This is a genomic window from Roseococcus suduntuyensis, assembly GCF_014196305.1.
GTDB lineage: Bacteria > Pseudomonadota > Alphaproteobacteria > Acetobacterales > Acetobacteraceae > Roseococcus > Roseococcus suduntuyensis.
In genome coordinates this window covers 38,207-59,611 of record NZ_JACIDJ010000011.1, presented here as the reverse complement: position 1 = coordinate 59,611, position 21,405 = coordinate 38,207, and the positions used below count along the sequence as shown (strand labels likewise).

The 21,405-nt window shown below is 72.0% G+C and carries 22 protein-coding genes; 9 read left to right on the top strand and 13 right to left on the bottom strand.

What is annotated here, in order from left to right; all coding sequences use genetic code 11:
* Nucleotides 1–7 precede the first annotated feature (7 nt).
* Both GGQ83_RS19665 and GGQ83_RS19660 read left to right on the top strand, forming a co-directional pair.
* Nucleotides 8–1,408, top strand: coding sequence for a sensor histidine kinase (locus tag GGQ83_RS19665; RefSeq protein WP_184386701.1), 1,401 nt, complete (start codon nt 8–10; stop codon nt 1,406–1,408).
* 43 nt (nt 1,409–1,451) lie between these two features.
* Nucleotides 1,452–2,192 (top strand): metallophosphoesterase family protein, encoded by a 741-nt coding sequence (locus GGQ83_RS19660; protein ID WP_184386700.1) that lies wholly within the window; start codon nt 1,452–1,454, stop codon nt 2,190–2,192.
* Nucleotides 2,193–2,298: 106 nt separating this feature from the next.
* Here the strand turns inward: GGQ83_RS19660 and GGQ83_RS19655 are convergent, their stop codons facing one another.
* Entirely contained in the window at nt 2,299–2,547 is a 249-nt protein-coding gene (locus tag GGQ83_RS19655; protein WP_184386699.1) for a hypothetical protein, read from the bottom strand.
* An 85-nt stretch (nt 2,548–2,632) separates the two neighbouring features.
* Between GGQ83_RS19655 and GGQ83_RS19650 the strand changes: the two genes are divergently transcribed.
* Nucleotides 2,633–2,965 (top strand): DUF1491 family protein, encoded by a 333-nt coding sequence (locus GGQ83_RS19650; RefSeq protein WP_184386698.1) that lies wholly within the window; start codon nt 2,633–2,635, stop codon nt 2,963–2,965.
* 13 nt (nt 2,966–2,978) lie between these two features.
* On the opposite strand, the gene GGQ83_RS19645 is transcribed toward GGQ83_RS19650, so the two are convergent.
* The 8 genes from GGQ83_RS19645 to minC form a co-directional block, all read right to left on the bottom strand.
* Nucleotides 2,979–3,446: a peptidase S1 gene (locus tag GGQ83_RS19645; protein WP_184386697.1), complete on the bottom strand. Its 468-nt coding sequence runs from the start codon at nt 3,444–3,446 to the stop codon at nt 2,979–2,981.
* 136 nt (nt 3,447–3,582) lie between these two features.
* Nucleotides 3,583–4,050: a peptidase S1 gene (locus GGQ83_RS19640; protein ID WP_184386696.1), complete on the bottom strand. Its 468-nt coding sequence runs from the start codon at nt 4,048–4,050 to the stop codon at nt 3,583–3,585.
* Nucleotides 4,051–4,187: 137 nt separating this feature from the next.
* A complete protein-coding gene (locus GGQ83_RS19635) occupies nt 4,188–5,882 on the bottom strand; it encodes a gamma-glutamyltransferase family protein (protein ID WP_184386695.1) in 1,695 nt (564 codons plus the stop codon).
* Entirely contained in the window at nt 5,879–7,402 is a 1,524-nt protein-coding gene (locus tag GGQ83_RS19630; RefSeq protein ID WP_184386694.1) for a YifB family Mg chelatase-like AAA ATPase, read from the bottom strand. Before GGQ83_RS19630 ends, GGQ83_RS19635 begins: the two co-directional genes overlap by 4 nt.
* Entirely contained in the window at nt 7,399–8,427 is a 1,029-nt protein-coding gene (locus GGQ83_RS19625) for a serine hydrolase domain-containing protein (protein ID WP_184386693.1), read from the bottom strand. Before GGQ83_RS19625 ends, GGQ83_RS19630 begins: the two co-directional genes overlap by 4 nt.
* Complete coding sequence (minE, locus tag GGQ83_RS19620; protein WP_184386692.1) at nt 8,424–8,705, bottom strand: cell division topological specificity factor MinE; 282 nt, start codon at nt 8,703–8,705, stop codon at nt 8,424–8,426. The genes GGQ83_RS19625 and minE overlap by 4 nt, the downstream gene beginning before the upstream one ends.
* Nucleotides 8,702–9,523, bottom strand: a complete 822-nt coding sequence (minD, locus tag GGQ83_RS19615; protein WP_184386691.1) for a septum site-determining protein MinD — start codon at nt 9,521–9,523, stop codon at nt 8,702–8,704. Before minD ends, minE begins: the two co-directional genes overlap by 4 nt.
* A gap of 27 nt (nt 9,524–9,550) precedes the next feature.
* Nucleotides 9,551–10,315, bottom strand: coding sequence for a septum site-determining protein MinC (gene minC, locus GGQ83_RS19610; protein ID WP_184386690.1), 765 nt, complete (start codon nt 10,313–10,315; stop codon nt 9,551–9,553).
* A 142-nt stretch (nt 10,316–10,457) separates the two neighbouring features.
* Between minC and GGQ83_RS19605 the strand changes: the two genes are divergently transcribed.
* The 5 genes from GGQ83_RS19605 to atzF all read left to right on the top strand — a co-directional run bounded on the left by GGQ83_RS19605 (nt 10,458) and on the right by atzF (nt 16,348).
* Complete coding sequence (locus tag GGQ83_RS19605) at nt 10,458–10,892, top strand: acyl-CoA thioesterase (RefSeq protein ID WP_311728818.1); 435 nt, start codon at nt 10,458–10,460, stop codon at nt 10,890–10,892.
* Between the two features lie 38 nt (nt 10,893–10,930).
* Entirely contained in the window at nt 10,931–12,733 is a 1,803-nt protein-coding gene (locus GGQ83_RS19600) for a heavy metal translocating P-type ATPase (RefSeq protein WP_184386689.1), read from the top strand.
* Between the two features lie 18 nt (nt 12,734–12,751).
* On the top strand, nt 12,752–13,711 hold the full coding sequence (locus tag GGQ83_RS19595) for a D-2-hydroxyacid dehydrogenase family protein (RefSeq protein WP_242534792.1): 960 nt from the start codon (nt 12,752–12,754) through the stop codon (nt 13,709–13,711).
* 70 nt (nt 13,712–13,781) lie between these two features.
* Entirely contained in the window at nt 13,782–14,615 is an 834-nt protein-coding gene (locus GGQ83_RS19590; RefSeq protein WP_184386688.1) for an alpha/beta hydrolase, read from the top strand.
* Entirely contained in the window at nt 14,612–16,348 is a 1,737-nt protein-coding gene (atzF, locus tag GGQ83_RS19585; RefSeq protein ID WP_184386687.1) for an allophanate hydrolase, read from the top strand. The genes GGQ83_RS19590 and atzF overlap by 4 nt, the downstream gene beginning before the upstream one ends.
* Before the next feature lie 31 nt (nt 16,349–16,379).
* Here the strand turns inward: atzF and GGQ83_RS19580 are convergent, their stop codons facing one another.
* Genes GGQ83_RS19580 through GGQ83_RS19565 form a run of 4 tightly spaced genes read right to left on the bottom strand, consistent with a single transcriptional unit; the run spans nt 16,380 to nt 20,914 of the window.
* Nucleotides 16,380–17,360, bottom strand: coding sequence for a glutathione S-transferase family protein (locus tag GGQ83_RS19580; RefSeq protein WP_184386686.1), 981 nt, complete (start codon nt 17,358–17,360; stop codon nt 16,380–16,382).
* A 7-nt stretch (nt 17,361–17,367) separates the two neighbouring features.
* Nucleotides 17,368–18,498, bottom strand: a complete 1,131-nt coding sequence (locus tag GGQ83_RS19575) for an MFS transporter (protein WP_184386685.1) — start codon at nt 18,496–18,498, stop codon at nt 17,368–17,370.
* Between the two features lie 24 nt (nt 18,499–18,522).
* Nucleotides 18,523–19,722 (bottom strand): Zn-dependent hydrolase, encoded by a 1,200-nt coding sequence (locus GGQ83_RS19570; protein WP_311728813.1) that lies wholly within the window; start codon nt 19,720–19,722, stop codon nt 18,523–18,525.
* Nucleotides 19,715–20,914, bottom strand: a complete 1,200-nt coding sequence (locus GGQ83_RS19565) for a Zn-dependent hydrolase (RefSeq protein ID WP_184386684.1) — start codon at nt 20,912–20,914, stop codon at nt 19,715–19,717. The genes GGQ83_RS19570 and GGQ83_RS19565 overlap by 8 nt, the downstream gene beginning before the upstream one ends.
* Nucleotides 20,915–21,048: 134 nt before the next feature.
* Between GGQ83_RS19565 and GGQ83_RS19560 the strand changes: the two genes are divergently transcribed.
* Nucleotides 21,049–21,387 (top strand): RidA family protein, encoded by a 339-nt coding sequence (locus GGQ83_RS19560; protein WP_184386683.1) that lies wholly within the window; start codon nt 21,049–21,051, stop codon nt 21,385–21,387.
* Nucleotides 21,388–21,405 lie beyond the last annotated feature (18 nt).

Genomic DNA, 21,405 nt, shown 5'->3' with positions numbered 1-21,405 from the left:
CCGGGGCATGGCGCAGGGCTTCCCACGCAGCGCGCCGCCGCGGCTGCTGCAATCGGCCGCCTTCCGCATCGCCCTGCTCTTCATGGGCACCTTCTCCGCCGCCGCCTGGCTGCTGGTGGCGGTGCTGTGGTGGGCGACCGCGGGCGCGCTCGACCGGCAGACCATCGCGGCCATCCGCGCCGATGCGGCGGCGCTGGCCGAACGGCACCGCGAGACGGGGCTCTACGGGCTGATCGAGGCCATCGAGGAACGCCTTTCCCTCGATGCCGCGGCGGAGACGCTCTACCTCCTGCAGGACGAGGAGGGCATCAAGCTCGCCGGCAACCTGGAACGCTGGCCCACCGCCATCGGCGAGGAAGGCCTGTGGTTCCGCACCCGCTTCGACCAGGATGGCGTGATCTCCGAGGCGCGGGTCCATCGGCGCGACCTGCCCGGGTTGCGCCTGCTGGTGGGCCGCGACGAGAGCGAGCGCGTGCAACTCCGCCTGCTGCTGACCGAGGGGGTCGCGTGGTCGCTGGGGGGGATGTTCCTCTTCGCGCTGCTGGGGGCGAACATCGTCCGCCGCTCCCTGCAGAACCGGATGCGGCCGGCGGTGGTGACGGCGCTGGGCATCGCGGGGGGTGACCTGTCGCGCCGCGTGCCCCTCTCGGACCATGGCGACGAGTTCGACCGCCTCGCCTCCACCATGAATGACATGCTGGACCGCATCGCCGCCCTCATGGCCGGCGTGCGGAGCGTCTCCGACGCCATCGCCCATGACCTGCGCACCCCCATCGCCCGCGCGCGCGGCAAGCTGGAGGAAAGCCTCGCCACCGCCCGCACCGAGGAGGATTGGCGGGCCGCCATCGAGCAGGGCATCCAGGATCTCGACAACATCAGCCGCGTCTTCCAGGCCCTGCTGCGCATCGCCGAGGCCGAGGCCGGCGCCCGCCGCGCCGCCTTCGCGCCCATGGACCTGCCCGAGGTGCTGCGCGACGCCGCCGAATTCTATGAGGTGATGGCCGAGGCGCGCGACCAGCGCCTGGAAACCGCCCTGCCCGAGCATCTGGTGATGGTGGGCGACCGCGACCTGCTGCTGCAGGCCGTCGCGAACCTGCTGGACAACGCCATCAAGTTCACGCCACCGGGCGGGGTGGTGCGCCTGGCCGCGCGGCAGGAGGAGGGCGGCATCGAGGTGGCCGTGAGCGACACGGGGCCCGGCCTGCCGCCCGAGGAACGCGCGCGCGCCACCGACCGCTTCTTCCGCGCCGATGCCTCGCGCAACACGCCGGGCTCGGGCCTCGGCCTTTCGCTGGTGCGGGCGGTGGCGCAGTTGCATGGCGGCGAGGTGTTGCTGGCAGACGCCCGGCCGGGAGTGGCACCGCCCGGGCTGCGTGTCACCCTGCGCCTGTCCGACAGCCTGGGCTGATGCGGGGTTGCCAGCCCCGCCCGTCCGGGCAAGCCTGAGCCCCATGCGGATCGCGATCCTCACCGACGTCCACGCCAATCTGGAGGCGCTGGAGGCCTGCCTCGCCGATGCGCGCGCAGCGGGGGCGGAGCGCCTCGTCTTCCTGGGCGACCTGGTGGGCTATGGCGCAGACCCCTGGGAGGTGGTGGCGCGCGCGCGCATCCTGCAATCCGAGGGCGCCGTGGTGCTGCGCGGCAACCATGACGAGGCGGCGAGCCTCGGGCCGCAGGGCTTCTCCACCCTGGCCGCCGCCGCCATGCGCTGGACCATGGACCGGCTGGCGCCGGAGGCGCGGGAATGGCTGGCCGGGCTGCCGTTGACCCATATGGAGGCCGGCATCCTCTTCACCCATGCCGATGCCTCGGCCCCGGGCGAATGGCGCTATGTGACGGATTCGCGCACCGCGCGGCGCAGCCTGCTGGCCACGCCCGCCTGGCTGACGCTGTGCGGCCACACCCATGTGCCGGCCCTGTGGCGGCTGTCGGGGGCGGAGCATGTGGCGCCGGTGCCCTTCGAGGAGGACCGGCCCCTCGCCCTCGATGCCGCGCATCGCTGGCTGGCGGTGGTGGGCGCCGTGGGCCAGCCGCGCAACGGCCAGGCGGAGGCGTGCTACGCGCTGCTGGACCCCGGCGCACGCCTCATCACCCAGCGCCGCGTGGCCTATGATGTGGCGCGCGCGGCCACCAAGATCCGCGCCGCGGGCCTGCCGGAACTGCTGGCCGAACGGCTTTTCGTGGGCGTGTAGCGTCTGGTCGCCTTCGGTATTTTCCGAAGGCGTGGATCAGCCGCCGGGCGTATAGCGCTGATCGCCTTCGGTATTTTCCGAAGGCGTGGATCAGCCCCGAACGGCTTCAGAGCGGGCGCTGGGCCCTCTCCATCAGGCGGGAGAAGAAGCCGGGCTTCTTGCCCGGCAGCGCCACCTCGGTGCGCGCCGCCTTCGCGGCTTCGGCGGCCTCGGCCTTGGCGCGGCGTTCCTTGTCGCGCATCCAGGCTTCCAGCGTCATGCCGGCCTTGGCCGCGCGCTTCGCCTCATAGGCGCGCTGGCCCGGCGTGAGAGTGGCCAGGCCCTGCGTCTCACGCGTCACCTTGATCGAGTCCATGCCCGTGGGTCCATGTATGGAGGAACCTATTATGTGGACGGGCGCGGGGCTTGCTGCAAGCGGGGTGGCGCGCCACACAGGCCGCATGGACGCGAAGGTCAAGGCGCATATCTGGGTCTCGATGGCGGTGCGGATGTCGGACATGGCCGGCCGCGGCGCCGCCGTGCTGCGTAAGGGAGACCCGGATTCGGGCGGCATCCTCTGCGTGCTGCGGGGCCGCGAGGGGCAGGTGGTCCTGGCCCAGGCGCGCGATGCCGAGGGCCGCCCCGCCTGGCTGCGCGGCACGGGCGACGCCCCCGTGGCCGAGGACACCGCCGACGCCTATGTGGCGCGCCAGGTGAAGCGCGACCCCGACCTCTGGGTGGTCGAGTTCGACGCGCCCGACCTGTTGCCGCCCTTCGAGGCGCGGCTGATCTGACCGCGCCGCCGCCTCAGCGCGGCAGGATCTCCGAAATCCGCAGCTGCGCCGGCACGCGGCTGCCGCGGTCATAATGACCGATCCAGATGTCGTATTGGCCGGACATGGGATTGTTGAAGATGAGGCCCGGGTCGGTGCCCCGGAAATCGTCATTGCAGGCCCAGCGGCCATTGGGCAGGTTCACCACCAACGTGACATCGGCGCGCGAGGTGGCCGAGATATAGAGCGGCAGCCCCTGCCCCGCGCGGTAGTTCAGCCGCACATCCGGTGCGTCGGCGATGGTGCCCACGCATTGCGACCCACCCAGACGCTCAGCCTGGACGTTTCCACCGGCGGTGACGTTCACCACCACCGGGTCCGGCGCGAAATTCGCGCTGAGGTTGAGTGTGCCGAAGGAAGGCGGGCGGCTGTAGTTCTGCGCGACGACGGGCCCCACCGTCACGGAGAGGAGAGTGGCTGCGGCAAGAAGCCTGGCGGACATGGCGTTTTTCCGTGGGCGCGGAAAGGCGCGCGCCCCAGTGGCCCGCCTGTTCCCTTCCTTGCCGCCTTGATCCTGGCGCATCGGGCAGGATCAATGAAGAGGAAAAATCAACCAAAAATTGAAATCGCGCCAAACTTCAGCGCGGCGGAATCTCCGAAATCCGCAGCTGCGCGGGCACGCCCGCACCGCGCCCGTAATGGCCGATCCAGATGTCGTATTGGCCGGACATGGGATTGGGGAAGACGAGGCCGGGATCGGTCCCGATGAAGTCGTCATTGCAGGCCCAGCGGCCATTGGGCAGGTTCACCACCAGGGTGATGTCGGCGCGTGCGGTGGCCGAGAGGTAGAGCGGCAGTCCCTGCCCCGCCCGGTAGTTCAGCCGGACATCCGGCGCCTCGGCGATGGTGCCCACGCATTGCGAACCGCCCAGCCGCTCGGCCGGGATGGAGCCACCCGCGGTGACGCGGATCACATAGGGATCGGGATAGAAATTCGCGTTGAGGTTGACCGTGCCGAAGGAGGGGCGGAGGTTGTAGTTCTGCGCCACCACCGGGCCCATCGTCACCGCCAGTACCGCCACCGCCGCCAGAACACCCTGCTTCATTGCTGTCTCTCCCCGCTTGCCGGCGCGCGGCCCGCCCCGATGGCGCCCGCGCCCATTCGCCTCCCATCCGCTGCCCCAAGCCGGAGACACGCGGTGGTTGCAGGCTAGGGCCAGGGTGAACCGGAGGGCAACCCCACCTATTCCGTGGCCACCATGCCTTCGCGGCGGGGATCGGCCCCACCCAGGGGCGGCTGGCCGGGACGCAGGCGGATGATGTGCAGGCCCGAATGCATCTCCCGCACCGCCACCTCCAGCCCGCGCGCGGCCAGGACAGGGGCCAGGGCGGCGGCGGGCGTGCCGGCCTCCAGCTCCACCGTGGCGTTCAGCGGGCCGACATGGGGCATGGCGGCGACCTGCTGCGGCGTCATCTCCCAATCCAGCAGCCCGACCAGCGACTGCGCCACATAGCCGATGATCCGCGCCCCGCCGGGCGAGCCGGTGATGGCCTCCAGCCGCCCATCGCGAAACACGAGGATGGGCGACATGGAGGAACGCGGCCGCTTGCCGCCCGCCACCCGGTTGGCGATGGGCCGCCCGTCGCGCTCCGGCGCGAAGCTGAAGTCGGTCAGCTGATTGTTCAGCAGGAAGCCCGCGGCCACCACATGCGCGCCCATCACGCCCTCGATGGTGGTTGTCATGCTGACCGCGCGGCCGGCCGCGTCCAGGATCGAGACCTGCGCCGTGCCGCCCTCGGGCTGCGGCGGCTGGCTGGCCATCGGCGGGCCGCCGAAGCGCGGATTGCCTGGGGCTATGGCCGCGATGGCGTGGTCGCGGTTCATGAGCTGCGCGCGCTGGTTCATGTAGGCGGGGTCCAGCAGGCCGGAGACGGGCACCGCCACATGCGCCGGGTCGGCCATGAACATGTTGCGGTCGGCGAAGGCCAGCCGCCCGGCCTCGCCCACCAGCATCGCCGCATCGGCGCTGTCCGGCGGCAGGGCCAGCATGTCGAAATGCGCGAGCAGCCCCAGGATCTGCAGCACCACCGCGGCCCCCGAGGGCGGCGGCGGCCCGCACAGCGTGAAGGCGCGATAGGGCATGCACAGCGCCTGGGTGCGGCGCGGGGTGTAGTTCGCCAAATCCTCCGCCGTCATCAGGCCGGCATTGGCGTGGCCGCGCACCACGCGCAGGATCTCCTCCGCGATGGGGCCTGTGTGCAGCGCGTCGGCGCCGCGTGTCGCCAGCGCGCGCAGGGTCTCGGCCAAGGCGGGGTTGCGGAGGGTGGTCCCGGCGGGCAGTGGCGCGCCCGCCGGCGTCAGGAACAGCGCCGCCGCGCCGGGGTCGCCCCGCAGGGCAGGTGCCGTCGCGGCCAGGGCGCGGGCCAGATAGGGCGAGACCGTGAAGCCCTCTTCCGCCAGCCGGATGGCGGGTTGGAAAAGCTGCGCCCAGGGCAGCACGCCATGCTCGCGGTGCGCCGCCTCCAGCATCCGCATCACGCCGGGCACGCCCACGGCACGGCCGCCCACCACCGCCTCGCGGAAGGGCATGGGGCGGCCGTCGCGCAGGAACAATTCGCCCGTGGCGGCGGAGGGGGCTTCCTCGCGCCCATCCCAGGCGGTGATGGCCCGGCCGTCCCAATGCAGCAGGAAGGCGCCGCCGCCGATGCCCGAAGCCTGGGGCTCCACCACCGTCAGCACCGCCTGGACGGCGACGGCGGCATCGAGCGCGGTGCCCCCGGCGCGCAGCATGGCCATGCCGGCCTCGGCGGCCAGCGGATGGCCCGCCACCACCATGTTGGCCGGCTGCGACGGCATGACACCGCCCGCCTGCGGCGCGGCGGGCTGGGCCCAGGCCGGTGCCGCGCAGAACAGGAAGGCCAGCAGGAAGCGCTTCATCCGATCCTCCGCATGCCGCGCCGGCCGCGATAGGCCAAGGCTTCGGCCACATGGGCGCGGGTGACGGCGGCACTCCCGGCCAGGTCCGCGATGGTGCGGGCCACGCGCAGCATGCGGGTGTGGCCGCGGGCGGAAAGGCCCAGCCGTTCCGTCGCCTGTTCCAGTAGCTGGCGGGCCATCTCGTCCAGCACCAATTTTTCCTCCAGCGCGGCACCCTCGGCCGCCGCGTTGTGGCGGGGGCCGTCCTCGCCATAGCGGGCGCGCTGGACGGCGCGGGCGCGGGCCACGCGCGCGGCGACAGCGGCGGTGGTCTCGCCCGCCGGCGCGCGGGAAAGTTCGGCGGCCGGCACGGGCTGCACCTCGACGGTCAGGTCCATGCGGTCGAGCAATGGGCCACTGAGGCGGTCGGTGTATTCCTCGCCGCAGCGGGGCGCGCGTGAGCATTCGCGCCCCGGATCACCCAGGAAGCCGCAGCGGCAAGGGTTCATGGCCGCGATCAACTGGAAGCGCGCGGGCCAGGTGACATGGGCATTGGCGCGCGCGATGACCGCGCGGCCGCTCTCCATGGGCTGGCGCAGCGATTCCAAGGCGGGGCGCGGGAATTCGGGCCACTCGTCCAGGAACAGCACCCCGTGGTGGGCCAGGCTGATCTCGCCCGGCCGCCCCTTGTTGCCGCCGCCGATGAGGGCCGCCTGGCTCGCGGAATGGTGGGGGTCGCGGAAGGGTGGGCGCGTGAGCAGGCGCCCATCGCGCAGCAGCCCGGCGACGGAATGCACCAGGGAAAGCTCCAGCGCCTCCTCCGGCGAGAGGTCCGGCAACAGGCCGGGCAGGCGCTGGGCCAGCATGGACTTGCCCGCGCCGGGTGGGCCGACCAGCAGCAGGTTGTGCCCTCCGGCGGCGGCGATTTCCAGGGCGCGCTTGGCCGTCTCCTGCCCCTTCACCTCGGAGAGGCAGGGGCCGCGCCAGGGTTCGGGGGCGAGGTGCGGCGGCGCGGGCGGCGCCAGCACCTGCACGCCCCGGAAATGGTTGAGCAAAGCCGGCAGGTCCGCCGGCGCCAGCACCTGCCCGCGCCCAGCCCAGGCGGCCTCGGCGCCCTGGGCGGCGGGGCAGATCAGGCCGAGGTTGCGTTGGGAGGCGCCAAGTGCGGCCGGCAGCACGCCCGCCACCGGCAACAGCGCGCCATCAAGCCCCAGTTCGCCCAGTGCGGCGAAACCGGCCAATTCCTCGCGCGGCAGCACGTCCATGGCGGCGAGCAGGGCCAGCGCGATGGGCAGGTCGTAATGGCTGCCCTCCTTGGCGAGGTCGGCCGGGGCCAGGTTCACCAGGATGCGCTTGGGGGGCAGCGAAAGCCCCAGCCCGGTCAGCGCCGCCCGCACCCGTTCGCGCGATTCGCCCACGGCCTTGTCGGCCAGCCCCACCACCAGGAAGGCCGGCAGGCCGGAGGCGAGCTGCACCTGCACCTCCACCGGCACCGCCTCGATGCCGGCGAAGGCGAAGGTGGCCACGCGCGCGAGGCTCATGCGGCGGCGCGCACCCTCGCCATGTAGCCATCCAACTGCGCGGGATCGAGCCAGCGCGTCACGCTCATGATGCCGCCTTCCGGCTCCATCCAGGTCGTGTTGCCGCCGGCGCCGGAGAAGCACACCGCGCCCTCGCTGGCGCTCGGCCACTTGGTACGGCCGGTGTTGAGCCAGAACAGGAAGCCGTAATGCGGGTTCAGCGCGCAGGGGGCGCGGCAGAGGTCGAGCCACTCCTTCGCGATGAGGCGCCGGCCCTGCCACTCGCCATCCGCCGCCACCAGCAGGCCCACGCGCGCCTGGTCCTCGGCGGAGATGAAGATGCCCCCGCCCCAATGGCCGCCGCCCGAGACGCTCTCGATGACCTGCCCGCCGATCTCGACGCCTGAGGTCGAATAGCCATGCCAATGCCAATCCGCGCTGGCGCCGATGGGGCCCATGATGCGCTCGCGCCACACATCGGGAAGGCTGCGCCGGAACAACAGCAGCAGGCCCAAAGACAGCGCGTTCACGCGCACGTCATTGTATTCCCAATAGGCGCCCGGCGCCTGCAAGGGCCGCGTGCTGCGCTTCTTCCCCTGCCCTTCCACGCCCAAATTCCGACCGCGGTCGATCAGGTCGCTCTTGCCGAAGAGGCTGCCTTCCCACTCCGAGGTGTTGGTCAGCAGATGCCGCCAGGTGATCCGGCCGTTCTGCGCGCCTTCGAAGGCCGGGTGCGCGGCGCGGCGGCGCACCTCCTCGTCCAGGTCGGGCAGCAGGCCATCCTGCACGGCCAGCCCCGCCAGCATGGCGAGGTAGGACTTGGCCACGCTGAAGGTCATGTCCGCGCGCTGCGTGTCGCCCCATTCGGCCACGCGCTGCCCGCGCTGGAAGATGATGCCGGCCGGGCCGCCGCGCGGGGCCGTCGGGCCCAGCACCTCGTTGTCCGGCGCGGGTTCGAAGAAGCCGCTTTCCAGATGCGCCAGGATGTCGCGCGGCCAGGGGGTTTCGTGCGCCTGGGCGTGCGCCGCCGCTTGCTCGAAGCTCACGTCAGCTTGCCCTTCGGGCCCGGCAGCTCGATCTCGATGGCCAGCGTGGAAAGGTCCGCGCCACGCTCCAGGTTCACCTGCACCTTGTCGGGGTCCACCGCCACATAGCGCGTGACCACGGCGACGAGTTCCTGCTGCATCTTCGGCAGAAAATCCTCCCGCGTGCGGGAGACGCGCTCATGGCTGATGATGACCTGCAGCCGGTCCTTGGCCAGGTTCGCGTTGCTCCCGGCGGCCGCCTCGTCGCGGCGGGTGCGGAAGAAGTTCAGCCAGCTCATGCCGCCCTCCCGCCGAACAGGCGCCCGAAGAAGCCCTTCTTCTTCTCGGCCTCGATGAAGCGGTGCGGCTTCTCCTCGCCCAGGAAGCGCGCCACGGCGTCGGCATAGGCCTGGCCCGCGGGGCTCTCGCTGTCCAGGATCACGGGGTTGCCGCTGTTGCTGGCCTTGAGCACGCTCTCGCTCTCCGGGATCACGCCCAGCAGCGGGATGGCCAGGATTTCCAGCACGTCATCGAGCTTCAGCATCTCGCCGCGCTCCACGCGGGCGGGGTCGTAGCGGGTGAGGAGCAGATGCTGCTTCACCGGCTCCTTGCCCTCCTCGGCGCGCTTGGACTTGGATTGCAGCACGCCGAGGATGCGGTCGCTGTCGCGCACCGAGCTGACCTCGGGGTTGGTCACCACCACCGCGGCGTCGGCGAAATACAGCGCCAGCAGCGCGCCCTTCTCGATGCCGGCCGGGCTGTCGCAGAGGATGTAGTCGAACTCCTTCGACAGCTCCTCGATGATGCCCTGCACGCCCTCGCGCGTCAGCGCGTCCTTGTCGCGGGTCTGGCTGGCGGGAAGGATGCACAACCCGTCCACCCGCTTGTCGCGGATCAGGGCCTGGTTGAGCTTCGCCTCGCCCTGGATGACGTTCACGATGTCGAACACCACCCGCCGCTCGACCCCCATGATGAGGTCGAGGTTCCGCAGCCCCACGTCGAAATCGATGACGACGGTCTTCTTGCCCCGCTGCGCGAGGCCGGTGGCGAAGGCGGCGGAGCTGGTGGTCTTGCCCACGCCCCCCTTGCCCGATGTGACGACGATCACCTGCGCCATGAAGAAATCCCTCCCGGTTGGGTCGGCTCAGCCGATCGGGCTGAACCGAAGCTGTTCGCCCTCCAGCCGGACGATCGCGCCGCGGCCGATGGGTGTGCCCGAAAGCCCGTCGCGCACGGCATAGAAGCCCGCGATGGCGACGAGTTCCGGGTCGAAGATCTGCGCGAAGATGCGCGCCTCGCCGTCATCGCCGGCACCGGCGACGGCCCGGCCGCGCAGCGCGCCGTAGATGTGCACGTTGCCGTCCGCGATGACCTCGGCCCCGGCATTGACGGTGCCGATGACGACGAGGTCGGCACCCTGGGCATGGACGCGCTGGCCGGCGCGGATGTTCTGCTCCACGACCAGGGTGCGCGCGGCGGCGGCCATGGGCGGCGGCGTGGCGGCGGCGGCGGGCGGCGGATTCATGGCCACCGGGGGTGCCGCCACGGGTGCGGGGGCCTGCACCTCCGTCTCCTTCTGGCCGGTGGGGCGCAGCGTGGGCAGGCCCGCGCCGGCGGCCGCCGCGCGCTGCATCTGCGTGCCGCCCGTGACGCCGATGGGCAGGATTTCCAGCGCGCGCAGCCCCTGGATCAGCGCCGGGAAGTCCACCCGGTCATCGCCCAGATCGTCGAGGCCGATGGCGATGGGCGCGAAGCGCAGGAAGCCGGGCGCCTTCTGGAACTGGTCGCCCAGCGCGGGCAGCACCTCCTCGATGCGGCCCGTCAGCAGGCGCAGGGTCAGCAGGCTGTAATTGCTCGCGCGCAGGCGGAAGCTTTCCGGCATGGGGGAGGGCCTCGCGGCGACGGACATGGGGCTTTGTGTCATCCAGGCTGCAACGCGCCTGCATAGCCGCCCCGCGCGCCGGAGCGAAGCCCTTCCCGCCATTCCCCCAGTGGAAACCGGGGATGAACCGGGACATCCTCCACCCCAGCGTCCCGAAAGGAACCCCCGCGTGAGAGCACCCCCTGGCCGCCGCGCCGACTACAGATGGTTCCGCACCATGGCCACCCGCTGGATGGACAATGATATCTACGGGCACATGAACAACGTGCAGCACTACAGCCTGTTCGACACGCTCGTGGCGCGCTTCCTGCTGGACCATGGCGTGCTGGACCTGGCGCGCAGCCCGTATGTGGGCCTCGTGGTCGAGACGGGTTGCCGCTATCATGCCCCCATGGCCTTCCCCGACGAGGTGACGGGCGGGCTGCGGCCGCGGCGCCTGGGAGGTTCCTCCATCACCTACGAACTCGCGCTGTTCCGCAATGACGAGGACCAGGCCGCGGCCGAGGGCCATTTCACCCATGTCTATGTGGACCGCGCCCAACAATCCCGCACCGTGCCGCTGCCCGAGGCGCTGCGCCGCGCCGCCGAGGCCCTGCTGACATGACATCCCAACCATGACCCCCCAACCATGACCCCCCAACCATGACCCCCCTGGCCGACCGGCGGGCGCTGCTGGCGCCACCGCTGCTCGGCCTGCTGGCGGGCGGGGTGCTCTGGGCGTTGGGCCATGTGCCGGGCGCCGCCTTCGCCATGGGCGCCCTGCCCGTGCTGGCCCTCCTGCTGGCCGAGATGGCGCGCAGCCTGCGCGGGGGCGAGTTCGGCCTGGACCTCATCGCGGCCCTGGCCATCGGCTTCGCCCTGGTGATGGACGAGAACCTCGCCGCCAATGTGGTGGCGCTGATGTATGCCGGCGGGCAGTTCCTCGACGACCACGCCCGCCACCGCGCCAGCGCCGAGATGACGGCCCTGCTGGCCCGCCAGCCCCGCACGGCGCTGCGCCACGGCTCCCAGGGCCTGGAGGAGGTGCCCATCGCGGCCCTCGGCCCCGGCGACCGGCTGCTGATCCCGCGCGGGGCCGTGCTGCCGGTGGATGGCGTGCTGGAGGGTGATTCCGCCCTGCTCGACACCGCCGCCGTGACGGGCGAGCCCATGCCGATGCGCGCCGCGCGCGGCGAAGCGCTGCTCTCGGGCTGCGGCAATGCCGGCGAGGCCTTCGACCTGCTGGCCACCACCGATGCGGAGGCCAGCACCTATGGCGGCATATTGCGCCTGGTGCGCGCCGCGCAGGAAAGCCGCGCGCCCATGGCGCGGCTGGCGGACCGCTGGGCGCTGAGCTTCCTGGCGCTGACCCTGACCCTGGCCGGCGGCGCCTGGGCCGCGACCGGCGAGGCCACGCGGGCATTGGCCGTGCTGGTGGTCGCCACCCCCTGCCCGCTGATCCTGGCCGTGCCGGTGGCGCTGATGGCAGGGCTTTCGCGCGCGGCGAAGCTCGGCGTGCTGGTGAAATCGGCGGCGGCGCTGGAGGCCATGTCGCGCATCCGCGTCGTCATCATGGACAAGACCGGCACCCTGACGCACGGCCAGGCGGAACTTGTGGCCCATGCGGGCGGCGATGAGGCGCTGCGGCTGGCGGCCAGCCTGGACCAGGCCTCCACCCACCCCATCGCCCATGCGCTGGTGGCGGCGGCGCGGGCGCACGGGCTTGCGCTGGCCACGCCCGAATCGGTGCGCGAAACCCCCGGCGAGGGGCTGGAGGGCGTGGTGGAAGGCCAGCGCGTCCTGGTGGGCGGGGCCGCCTTCGTGCAGGCCCATGCGACAGGCCATCCGCCCCCGCTGACGGCCGAGGAAGGGCTGGAAGGCGCCACCCGCTCCCTCGTTGCCGTGGAGGGGCGCGTGGCGGGCGTGCTGCTCTTCGCCGACCGGCTGCGGCCCGAAGCGCCCGCCCTCATTGCCGCGCTGCGCCGCCAGGGGGTGGCGCGGGTGGAACTGGCCTCGGGCGACACCGAGGCGCGGGTCGCCGCCATCGGCCGCGCCGTGGGCGCCGATGCGGCCCATGCGCGGCTCGACCCTTCCGGCAAGGTCGCGCTGCTGCACGCCACCCGCGCCCATGGCCCCGTGATGATGCTGGGCGATGGGCTGAACGACGCGCCCGCCCTGGCGGCCGCCGATGTGGGCGTGGCCGTCGGCGTGCGCGGGGCCGCCGCCGCCCAGGCCGCCGATGCGGTGCTGCTGGGCGAGGGCCTCGGCCGTCTCGCGGAGGTGCTGGCCGCCGCCACCCGCGCCCGTGCCATCGCGCGGCAGAGCGTGGTGGCGGGCATCGGCCTTTCCACCCTCGGCATGGTCGCGGCGGCGGCGGGCTATCTCACACCCGTGCAGGGCGCCTTGTTGCAGGAGGCGATTGACGTGGCGGTGATTCTCAATGCCCTACGCGCGCTGAGAGCCTGACCACCAAGGGGAAATTCCATGCCAAAGCTTATGCGCCTCGCCATCCTGGACGACTACCAGGGCGTCACCCTCGCCATGGGCCCCTGGGAGAAGCTGCCCCACATCGAGGCCACCGTCTTCCAGGACACGCTGCACGACCAGGACGCGCTGGTGGCGCGCCTCGCGCCCTTCGACGCCATCCTCGCCATGCGCGAGCGCACGCCCTTCCCCGCCGCCCTGCTGGAGCGGCTGCCGAACCTGAAGCTGCTGATCACCACGGGCGAGCGCAACCGCGGCATCGACGCCGCCGCCTGCGCCGCGCGCGGCATCACCTTCAGCGGCACGCCCAGCTTCGGCGCGCCCACGGTGGACCTGACCTGGGGGCTGATCCTCGCACTCGCCCGCGGCATCCCGGCGCAGCAGGACGCGCTGCGCGCGGGCCGCTGGCAGACGGCGGTGGGCGTCGGGTTGCAGGGGCGCACGCTGGGGCTGCTCGGTTTGGGCAAGCTCGGCCAGAAGGTGGCGAAGGTGGGCCAGGCCTTCGGCATGAAGACCATCGCCTGGAGCCAGAACCTGACCGCCGCCGCCGCCGAGGCCCATGGCGTGACGCGGGTGGACAAGGCCGAGCTGTTCGCGGGCGCCGATGTGCTCTCCATCCACCTCATCCTGTCCGAGCGGTCGCGCGGGCTGGTGGGTGCGGCGGAACTCGCGCTGATGAAGCCCGATGCCTTCGTGGTGAACACCTCGCGCGGGCCCATCATCGACCAGGCGGCGCTGATCGCGGCCCTGCGCGAAGAGCGCATCGCCGGTGCCGGCATTGATGTCTATGACATCGAGCCGCTGCCCATGGACCACCCGCTGCTGTCGGCGCCCAACACGGTGCTGACGCCGCATCTCGGCTACGTCACGCAGGAGAACTACCGCAGCTATTTCGCCGGCGCGGTCGAGGCCATCCAGGCCTATGAGGCGGGCAGCCCCATCCGCGTCATCACGGGCTGAGGCGGCCGAAACGGTGGACAGGCGCGGCGCGGCGGTGTGTGCTGCGCCGCAAAACCCTGAGGTGGCACGGATGAAGCTGGCGAATGGTCTGGATTGGGCAAGCCTCACGCAGCGCGAACGCGACGACGCCTATGACAACCGCAAGGCCGTGGCCGACAGCCCCGCGCTGACCGAGGAACGCAACCAGGCCTCCGAAGCCTTCCGCGCCGCCCATCCCGGCCACCTGAACCTCGCCTACGGCCCCAGCGACCGCGAAGCCTGGGACCTGTTCCCGGGCCGCGACCCCTCGGCCCCCGTGCTCGTCTTCGTCCATGGCGGCTACTGGCAATGGAACCGCCGGCAGGATTTCGCCTGCATGGCCGAAGGCGCGCTCGCCATGGGCTGGGGCGTGGCCCTCTGCGGCTACAGCCTGGCGCCCGACGCCACGCTGACGCGCATCGTCTGGCAGTTGAACACGGCGCTGGACTGGCTTTCCGTCCATGGCGCCGAGCACGGCATGGGCGGGCCGCTGGTGCTGTCCGGCTGGAGCGCGGGCGGGCATTTGACGGCGCTGGGAGCCGAACACCCGTCGGTGAGTGCGGCCGTCGCCATCTCCGGCATCTTCGAGCTGGGGCCGATCCGCGACACCTACCTGAACGCGGCGCTGAAGCTGACCGATGACGAGATCATCAACCTCTCGCCGATGCGGCGGCCGGTGGTGATGAAGCCCATGGCCATCGTCCATGGCGCCGCGGAACTGCCCGAGCTGTGCCGACAGTCGCGCGACTTCCATGCGCGGCGCGCGGCGGCCCAGGCACCGGGGCCGCTCTGGCCCGTGCCGGGGGCCGATCATTTCCGCGTGCTGGAGGCGCTGCGCCGGCCCGATGGCCTGTTGCTGCGCGTGGCGGCGGAGATGCTGCGATGATCGTCACCCTGGAGGGGCTGCGCGCCCGCCTCGCCGCCGGCACGCCCGCCACCACCATCGCGGCCGAGGCGCTGGCCCGCATCGCGGCATTCAACGACCCCGCGCTGTTCCTGCACCTGCGCCCCGAGGCCGAGATCATGGCCGAGGCGGCACGCCTGCCGCAGGGCAAGCTGCACGGCATCCCCTTCGTGGTGAAGGACAATATCGACGTGGGCGGCATGCCCACCACCGCCGCCTGCCCGGACTTCGCCCATGTGCCGGAGGCCGATGCGCCGGCCGTGGCGCGGCTGCGCGCGGCCGGCGCGCTGCTGCTGGGCAAGGTGAACCTGGACCAGTTCGCCACCGGCCTGAACGGCACGCGCAGCCCCTACGGCACCCCGCGCAACGCCATCCGCGCGGAGCTGATCCCGGGGGGCTCCTCCTCCGGCTCCGCCACGGCGGTCGCGGCCGGCATCGCGGCCTTCAGCCTGGGGACGGACACGGCGGGCTCGGGCCGGGTGCCTGCCGCCGCGCAGAACCTGGTGGGCCTGAAGCCGAGCCTGGGGCTGATCCCGACGCGGGGCGTGGTGCCGGCCTGCCGATCGCTCGACGTGGTGTCCATCTTCGCCCATTCGGTGGCCGATGCGGCGGCCGTGCTGGCCATCGCCGCCGGGCCCGATGCCGAGGACCCCTACAGCCGCCCCGCCCCCGCCACCTGGCGCGCGCTGGACGCGCCGCCCGCGGCCCCCAGCCTGGCCGCGCCGCTGGAGGAACAGCTCGTCTTCGACACGCCGGGCGATGCCGCGGTGTTCCACGCCACGCTGGCCCGCGCCGAGGCCATGGGCGCCACCATCCGCCGCGTGGACATCGCCCCCCTGCTGGAGGTGGCACGCCGCCTCTATGACGGGGCCTGGGTGGCCGAGCGCACGGCGGCGCTGCGGGAATGGGTGGTGCGGCGGCCGGACGCCCTGCACCCGGTCACGCGCGCCATCCTGGAAGGCGGGCTGGAGCGCCGCACCATGGACGCCTTCGACGACTTCCACGCGGCGGCCGGCGCGCGGCTGCTGGCGCGGCGCCTCTTCGCCGAGGTGGACGCGCTGCTGCTGCCGACCTGCCCCGGCATCCCGACCCTGGCGGCCATGGAGGCGGCGCCCATCGCGGCCAATTCGCGGCTGGGCACCTATACGAATTTCGTGAACCTGTGCGACTTGGCGGCACTCGCGGTGCCGGCAGGCTTCCGGGCCGATGGGGCGCCGGCGGGCGTCACCCTGGTCGGGCCGGCGCACAGCGAGGGGCGGCTGTGCGGCCTGGGGGCCGCCATCCATCACGCGGCGGGCATCGGGCCCCTGCCCCCCGTGCCCGCGCCGCTGGCGCCGCATGAAATCGCGCTCTTCGCCATCGGCGCGCACATGGCCGGGCTGCCGCTGAACCGGCAGATGCTGGGCCATGGTGGGCGCTTCCTGCGCGCGGCCCGCACCGCGCCGGCCTACCGGCTGTATGACCTCGGCAACCGGCCGGGAATGCTGCATGTGGCGACCGGCGGCGGCATGATCGCGGGCGAGGCCTGGGCCGTGCCTGCTGCCAGCATCGGGCCATTCCTCGCCGAAATCCCGCCGCCGCTGGGCTTCGGCCAGGTGGCGCTGGAGGACGGCAGCCGCATCCTGGGCTTCCTGGCCGAGGCCGAAGGCGTGGCCAGCGCGCCCGACATCACCGCGCTGGGCGGGTGGCGGGCGCATCTGGCGGCAAAGGGGTAGTCGCCGCGGGGCGAAGGCCCGCGGGCGTGAATCACGCGACCCCAAGCCCCCCGCCGCCGCGCTCATGGGGCCGGTCATAGTCCAGCACCGGCCCCACGGGCACGATGCCGTGCGGGTTCAGGCCACGGTGGCTTTCATAGTAATGGCGGCGGATGTGGGAGAAGTTCACCGTCTCGCGCACGCCTGGCCATTGGTAGAGTTCACGCAGATAGCCTGACAGCGCGGGGTAGTCCGCGATGCGCCGCCGGTCGCACTTGAAGTGGCCAGCATAGACCGCGTCGAAGCGCAGCAGCGTGGGGAAGAGGCGCCAATCGGCCTCCGTGATCACGTCGCCGCAAAGGTAGCGGCGCGTGGTGAGCTGGGCCTCCAGCCAGTCCAGCGTCTCGAAGAGAGGGTTCACCGCCGCCTCATAGGCCGCCTGGGTGGTGGCGAAGCCGGCCTTGTAGACCCCGTTGTTCAGCGTGTCGTAGATGCGCGCGTTCAGCGCATCTATCTCCTCGCGCAAAGCGTCCGGGTAATGGCGCCCGCCGCCGCCCCAGGCGCTGTCGAGCATCCGGATGATATCGGCGCTCTCATTGCTCACGATGGTGCCGCGCGCCTTGTCCCACAGCACGGGCACGGTGACCTTGCCGGTGAAGCGCCGGTCGGCGGCGGTGTAGATCTCGTGCAGGAAGCGGGCGTTGTGGATGGGGTCCGGCACCACGCCCTCGCCCTCCACGAAGGTCCAGCCATGGCCGAGCATCAGCCAGTTCACCACCGAGACGCTGATGGAATCCTGCAGCCCGTTCAGCGCGCGGAAGATCAGCGTGCGGTGCGCCCAGGGGCAGGCCAGCGAGACATAGAGGTGATAGCGCCCATGCTCGGCCTGGAAACCGCCCTCGCCCGTGGGGCCGGGGGCGCCATCGGCCGTCACCCAGTTGCGGAAAGGGCTTTCGTTGCGGACGAAGGCGCCGTCCTTGGTGGCGACGAGGGGGGTATCGGCGTGCCAGACGCCGTTGATCAGCAGGCCCATGGGGCATTCACTCCTTCGCGGCGGGCAGGCGCCAGATGAGCGCGGAAAGCCCCACGCAGCCCAACGCCAGCAGCCAGGGCAGGATGCGCGCCCCGGCCAGGTCGGCCGCCAGCCCGAGCAGGGCCGGCACCACCGCCACGCCCAGCATGGCGGCGGAGACCTGGAACCCCACCGCCTGCGCCGCCGCCTGGACGCCGAGGCGTGAGGGCGTCCGGGCCATCACCGTCGGATAGATCGGGGCGAGGGCCAGCGCCATCAACCCGAGTGCCGGGAAATCCGCCCAGCCCGAGGCCAGAAGCAGCGCGCCCAGCACCGTCACGGGGGTGAGAAGCCGCAGCAGAAGGTCCGCCCCCACCCGGTCCACCACGAAGCCGAGGCCGATGCGCCCCAGCGTCAGCGCCGCGAAGAAGGTGGTGGCGGCGGCCGCGCCCTCGGCCGCGGTGGCGCCGCGCGCGGCGGTGAGGATGGTGGCGGCCCATTGCCCCGCCCCGGCCTCGATGCCGGTGTAGAGGAAGAAGATGACGATCTGCAGCCGCGCCACCGGGTGGCGCAGCACGGCCAGAGCCGAGAGGTCCGCGCCCCCGCCCCCCTGGTGTGCGCCCGCATCCCACCGCCGGCGCGTCAGGCCGAAGGCCAGTGACAGCGCGGCCAGCACGGCGCCCACCACAAGGTAGCCCGCCTGCCAGCCGAAGCCGCCCGCCAGCAGCAGAGCCGCCGCCAGCGGACCCAGCGTGGCGCCGATGCCCCAGCAGCCATGCAGCCAGTTCAGGTGGCGCGGGCGGAAGCGGTGCGCGGCGAAGAGGTTGAGCGCCGCGTCCACCGCGCCCCCGCCCACACCCGCCAGCACGGCGAGCGCCACGAAGCCCCACCAGGGCGGCGCGAGGCCCTGTCCCAGGGCGGCCGTCGCGGTGGCCGCCAGGCTGACGGACAGCAGCAGCCCGATGCCCAACCCCCGGATCAGCCGCGCCGCCAGCAGCCCGGCCGTGATGTAGCCCGTGGCATTGGCGGCCAGCACCAGGCCCAGCCCCGCATTGGCCACGCCGAAATGCGGTTGCAGTTCCGGCCAGAGGCTGCCCGGCAGCGGGTCAGGCAATCCCAGCCCGATGAAGGCCAGGAAGGCGAGCGCCAGAAGCGGCATGGCCTCAGCGCGCGCCCATGCGGGTCAGGAGGCCAGCGCCTTCTCCGCCGCATCGGCCAGAATGCGCAGCGACAGGACGAGGTCCTCCTCCTTCGTGTCCTCGGCCCAATGGTGGCTGATGCCGCCGATGGAGGGCGTGAACAGCATGGCCATGGGCATGATCTTCGCCACATGCTGCGCGTCATGGATGGCGCCCGAGGGCATGGGCTGCCATTGGCCATTGGCGTGGCGTGTGGCGGCCTCGCACAGCGCGCCGTGCAGGGCAGGGTCCGCGATGGCCGGCGCCGAACGGCCCAGGCGTTCCAGGCTGAGGGCGCAGCGGTCGCGCCGGTCCACCTCCTGCACGATGCGGGTCAGGAGCGTCTCCAGCCGATCCAGCACCGCCTCCGACAGGTCGCGGAACTGGAAGATCAGCTCCGCGCGGCCGGCGATGATGTGCGGCGCGTTGGGCTCCAGCACCACGCGGCCGCAGGTCCAGACCGTGCGCTCGCCCACATGCATGGGGAACTGTTCGTCGATCATGGCCAGCACGCGCATGGCGGCGACGTTGGCGTCCTTGCGTTCGGCCATGGTGGTGCCGCCGGTGTGGTCCTGCTGGCCCACGGCGGTGATCTTGAAATAGCGGATGCCGAAGATGCCGGTGACGACGCCGCTGCGCAGCCCCGCCTGTTCCAGCTGCGTGCCCTGCTCGATGTGCAGTTCCAGGAAACCCTTGTAGCGCGCGGGGTCGAGGCGCATGCGCGGCAGGCCTTCCAGCCCGGCCTCGCGCAGCGCCTGGCGGAGCGGCTTGCCGTCCATGTTGTGGCGGGCGGCGTCGATCTCGGCCTCGGTCACCTCGCCGACCATGGAGCGGCTGCCGAGGAAGCTGCCGTAGTGCGCCTCCTCATCGGCGAAGGCCACGACATCCACCGCCATGCCGGCGCGGGCCAGCGCCAAGCCCGCGACCACGCCCAGCGCGCCATCGAGCCAGCCGGCCTCGTTCTGCGTCTCGATGTGGCTGCCGACCAGCAGCTTCGGCCCGGCGCCGGGATGCTTGCCCAGCACGTTGCCGAGGCCGTCCATCTCGGGTTCGAGGCCCACCTCCCGCATGCGCTCCATCAGCCAGCGGCGGCTTTCCATGTCCTGCGGCGTGTAGGTCGGGCGGTGGACGCCGGTCTTGAACTGGCCGATCTGCCGCAGCGCGTGCAGGTCCGCCAGGAAGCGCGCGGTATCGGGCTCAGCCACGGAGATAGGCCTCCGCCGCGTCCGCCATGATGCGGATGTTCAGCGCCAGGTCCTCCTCCTTCGTGTCCTCGGCCCAATGGTGGCTGATGCCGTTGATGGAGGGCGTGAACAGCATCGAGGCCGGCATGATGCGCGCCATGTATTGCGCGTCATGGCCGGCCCCCGAGGGCATGTGCTGCCATTGGCCATTGGCGTGCTTCGTCGCCGCATCGGCGAGTGCCGCCTGCATCGCGGGGTCGCAAAGGGCGGGCTTGGAACGGCTCATGGCTTCGAGCGTGGTGGTGGTGCGCTCGGTGCGGTTCATCTCCTGCACGATGCGGGTGAGGCATTCCTCCAGTCGCTCCAGCGTGGGCACATCAATGTCGCGGAACTGGAACAGCACCTCGGCCCGGCCCGGGATGATGGAGGGCGCGCCGGGCTCCAGCGCGATGCGCCCGCAGGTCCAGACCGTGCGGGGCCCGCAGAGCAGGGGGAATTCCCGGTCCACGCGGGACAGCAGCCGCACCGCCGTCAGGCCGGCATCGCGGCGCTCGGCCATGGTCGTGCCGCCCGCATGGTCCTGCATGCCCTCGATGGTCAGGCGGAACTGCCAGATGGCGACGATGCCCGTCACCACGCCCGCCCGCAGGCCCTGGGATTCGAGCTGGGTTCCCTGCTCGATGTGCATCTCGAAGAAGCCCTTGTAGCGGCTGGGGTCCAGCTTCGGCCGCGGCAGGCCTTCGAGGCCCGCCTCGCGCAGCGCCTCGCGCAGCGGCTTGCCGTGGTAGCGGTTCTTCAGGCTGTCGATCTCGCTGTCCTCCAGGATGCCCAGCAGCGAGCGGCTGCCGATGAAGCTGCCGTAGTGGCCCTCCTCATCGGCGAAGGCCACGACATCCACCGGCAGCCCGGCGCGGGCCAGCGCCACGCCCGCCATCACGCCCAGCGCGCCGTCCAGCCAGCCGGCCTGGTTCTGGCTTTCGATATGGCTGCCCACCAGCAGATGCGGCCCCGGCCCGGGGTGGCGGCCGAAGACATTGCCGATGCCGTCCATGCTGGGCTCCAGCCCCACCTCGCGCATGCGGTCCATCAGCCAGCGGCGGCTTTCCATGTCCTCGGCCGAGAAGGTGGGGCGGTGAACGCCCGTCTTGAACTCGCCGATCTTCCGAAGCTCGTTCAGGTCCTTGAGGAAGCGTTCCGTGTCCACCTGCGCCATGCCACACCCCTTTCGCGAAGCGGCGGAGGATAGGCCATGATGCGCCCGCGGCAATGGGCCGCGAGGGGGCGCACATGTCCGGGATCACCCGTTTTGCAACACCTTTGGGCGGGCGTGCCTATCCGCCGTTCTCCATGGCCGTGCGCCATGGGAACACGTTGTATGTGTCGGTGCTGGGGCCGGTGGACGGCCAGGGGAACATCGCCCGCGGGGACTTCGCGGCGCAGTTCGAGCAAGTGATCCGCAACCTTCACGCCATCCTGGCCGAGGCCGGCACCGACATCACGCGCGTGCTCAAGACCAGCGTGCTGCTGGTGCGGGCCACGGACGTGCCGGAGATGAACCGCCTCTATGCCGCCACCTTCGACGCCGCGCACCTTCCCGCGCGCACCACCAGCGTGGTGGCCGCCCTGCCCGTGCCGGACTTCCTGCTGGAGATCGAGGCCATCGCGGCGGTGGACGAGACCCCTTGATCTTCCCAGGGTGGGAAG